The organism is Paraburkholderia sp. NMBU_R16 (assembly GCF_013282575.1).
In the GTDB taxonomy this organism is placed as follows: domain Bacteria; phylum Pseudomonadota; class Gammaproteobacteria; order Burkholderiales; family Burkholderiaceae; genus Trinickia.
In genome coordinates, this window is record NZ_JAAAYE010000139.1 from 1 (window position 1) to 3,586 (window position 3,586).

Annotated in this window: 3 protein-coding genes; all 3 read left to right on the plus strand. The window is 56.2% G+C overall.

What is annotated here, in order from left to right; all coding sequences use genetic code 11:
- Nucleotides 1-382 precede the first annotated feature (382 nt).
- A complete protein-coding gene (locus GWC77_RS27175; RefSeq protein WP_173262419.1) occupies nt 383-565 on the plus strand; it encodes a hypothetical protein in 183 nt (60 codons plus the stop codon).
- Nucleotides 566-587: 22 nt separating this feature from the next.
- Nucleotides 588-2,681, plus strand: a complete 2,094-nt coding sequence (locus GWC77_RS27180; RefSeq protein WP_173262422.1) for a hypothetical protein — start codon at nt 588-590, stop codon at nt 2,679-2,681.
- Between the two features lie 204 nt (nt 2,682-2,885).
- A complete protein-coding gene (locus GWC77_RS27185; RefSeq protein ID WP_173262425.1) occupies nt 2,886-3,380 on the plus strand; it encodes a hypothetical protein in 495 nt (164 codons plus the stop codon).
- The last annotated feature ends 206 nt before the right edge of the window (nt 3,381-3,586 follow it).

The window sequence follows — 3,586 nt, forward strand, 5'->3', positions numbered from 1 at the left end:
ATGGAACCGCTCGGCTATATCCCACCCGCTGAAGCTGAGGCAAACTATTACCGGCAACTCAGCAACGGAGTTGCGATGCCGGCATCAACTTAAACCAACCAGCCTCCACGATTCCCGGGGCGATTCATCGGCACCTATCTGTCGACGTGCCTCCCGCTCCCCTGGCGGCCCCGCACGCCCCTCCTGATCAGAGGCTACGACAGCGCTACGAGAGCCACCCTTTGTCATCGAATCTGCGCCTTCGCGATTGACATCCGGACTTCGCAGCTTCGGTAGCCGCACGTGACCTTTCAATACAACATGTGATGGTTGAAAGGCATCAAGTGTGGGGCTCATATGGGCTACCTGAACCACCTCAGTATTGGCGCAATACGACCACGCGATGAAAGAGGCGTTTCAACGGGGGATGCGCAAAGCGGCTGCCTTCGTCTTTCGATATCAGGACTTTTCGTGCATCGCCGTGCACTCGGAGAACCTGAAACACGCCATGCCAAATCCCTGGTCTGTAGCGTTGAGAGTTGATTTCGGTGGTGCCATCAAGCTTTTAAATGCGGCGAAACCTTAGTGAAGAATCTTTGGAGAGAAAAATGGCTGGTTCTGCCGGCGTGGGCCCTACCGTTCCGCAAATCAATATCGAGCTCGATGATCTGGGTGTAAGCGACACCCTCGAAGTGAATGATGCCAGTAGCCGCACATCTACGCAAAGCCGATCCGATGCAGGCGCATTAGGCGGTTTGAACCAACTGTCGGTGAATGGAGGAACTGCCACCAGAAGTCGGAGCTCATCGATCCACCGAACCGAAGCGGGTTCAATCGACACACGCCAAACCTTGATCAAGGCGGTTCACAAGCACGATCCGAAACGCGGTGAGGCCCTAGAACGCTCCATCAAAACGATACGTGCGACCAAAAACTTGGTGGAACAAGTCCCCCAAATCGTTCGGCGCGAGCGAGAAGAGCATCTCAAGTTGGTCGCTGCAAAACTAAAAACGGGTGAATTGAAGCTACCTGCCGCCTTCGGCGGTACCGTGGCTTGCGGTGCGGATGGGCAACTGAGATGCGGCAACGATGCAGCCGTTGATGCGGTTATGCGTTTGGCACACACACTCTTTCCCGAGCGAGCCGGCGCAATAGCAAAAAGCTTACCGCCCGCAGGTGTCGCCGTTCAACTTCCTCTTGAGCCCAGCGCAGTTGTTAAGGCCAAGGCCTTTGACGAGGGGTGTACGTACTTGACTCGCGACAGCGATGGAAAGGAAGGCAGCGTAAAAATGACGGACTTTGCTCTGAGCCAAGCCATCAAGCTCGGTCGGGCTGCTTTTGGCAGCAATGCTCGCCTCAATGAACAAAAGCAAGCACAACAGTTTGCTCGTCGGCGCGCCCAATCGAAAAGCGGCGAGGACAGCTCCGTCGACCAGACTGAAGATCTGCGCGGCGCATTTACTCACCCGTTCGCCTTCCTGAAGGAGGTGCGTTACTTGCCTGAAACCGACCATCCGGATTTGAAGAGCTTACTGAACGACTGCATGAACAGCAGTCATCCAATGGCCCTCGAGATGCGTGGCCAATTAGGCGCTGCCGGAATTGATCGCATCATTAATAAGAAAGGCCTTGACCGGATGACCCCGATAGCGATAATCGCGAGTCTCATCGTGGCTGGCGGCGCTTCATACGTCTTGGATGAGTTGTTATGGAGCAAATTGGCACGCCTCGCCAAAGCCGCCGGATATGACCCGGTGGCGGACATCATCGAGGTATTTGGGAAGGGCAGTACCGGATACGTGGCGGAGGGGTTGGACAGTGGCATTCTTGGTCGGTTCTTTGAAGCCGCCGAGGGAAAGCCGATGCTCTGGCAAAGTTGGGACGAGTTTAAGGAAGACCTTGCGGGTATGCATGAAGCAGGGAAATGGTCCGCAGTTGGACAAACCATCTACAACACAGCAGGAAAAATCCCAGGGTGGGGCGGATTTGCGGTTCAAGCTGCAACGGCAGCAACGGTCGTCGCGCCGTCATCTGCCGCACTGGTGCCTCGAGTCCTCCGAAACAAGAATCGGGAGATAGCGGAAGGTGCGTTGGCGGGCTACAAGAGCGGTATGTTCGCGATGCCGCAATTACCCGAGGGCGCAGATATGGAGAATCCGGCGGCAGCCCTGCTCGCCGCTGCGTTAAAGGAAACACGGCCTGCCGTGGACAGATCAAAAGTTGGCGAGCTATCGACCAGTGCAATGGGTAAAGGCCCGTGGTGGAGTGCTATGAGTTATTTCGCTGTCGCAATCCCCGCTCGCCTGAAGTTGCTCAACGACGTTTGGGTTGCGGTGGCGTCGATTGCCGCGAATACTCCCACAGAGCTGTACAACGTGACACTCGGCACAGCCAAAGGTATGGTCACCGACCATAAACAGCAACAACAAATATTCAAGCTTATTGTCGATAATGCGGTTCAACGTATGCGAACCGGCGAAACCGCGGTAGACATTACAGCAGAAGACCTTTACGACAAGGAGCATCCTGGCAATTTGGCGACGTCCACCTTCCGCCAGGGCAAGGCCCTCGTGGACGCGATGAACAGTATTTCAGCAAGCCTTGCCCAAAGGTGGGCGGCCTTCAGGAAGCGAGAACATGAGGAATTTGCCCCGGAACTCGAGTTCCCGTCGATGCCGGGCGCGTTTCCGCGAGAACCTTGACGAGGACGTTGACGTCAATCGAACTGAACATAGAACCGCGAGAATCTGAGCAGCTGGATTGAAGGGGTGCCAAGGCCGCGCGCGAGGGTGGCGCTCAGCCAACAATTCCCTAACCTACTGGCGCGGTATTGAACCGCAATACGCTCAATCGGCCCAGCGGCGTATCGAATCGCCCGGTTCTCCCGTGCTACCTCTCTCAACATTATGAACTTTCACGAAAACCTGCTGGAGACAGTCGAGATAATCAGGCGCGCCCTGGAAATTATGGTTCGCAACGGCGAAAAGCTCGGCGCGCTGGTTTTAATCGGACGATTTGATGACACGGAATGGGACGCCTACGAGCCCGATCCCTCTTTGAAACGGACGATCCAGGAGGTCGTCTCTGACGCCAGGGTGATAGCCAAGGCAAAGGATGCGGAGTTCTGGGCGGTGATCAACCCTGCTTCGGGAAGACAGGGCGAGATCAGCGGCATACCGAAGCACGCACTTTCTGATCTGGCGTACGGTAACGCGGCGTCTCGATATGTTTATATGGCGTTGGAGACTTCCGATACCTGTCTGATCGGTATGGCCCCGATTGCTGTTGACAAGGAGTCGGCCGAAGCAAGCATCGTTGGGGCGTTTTCTCTTCACCCGGGCGACGCGAGTGACGCCTTTGGATCCGCCACACGCGCACGTGAATGCGGCCATTTGCATTGACAGCTGGGCGCGTTTGCATGACGAAGCGAGGATCATCGCCCCGCGAAGGCTTCGCATAACGCGCCCACTCTTCCGACCTTGGAGTTGACCCGGTTTCGTGGACACCTATCCTTTGGAACAGGAGGTGCCTGCCATGGGAAAGCACCACAACCCCTACGCGCCGGAATTTCGGGCGCAGATGGTCGAGTTGGTCAAAGCCGGCCGCT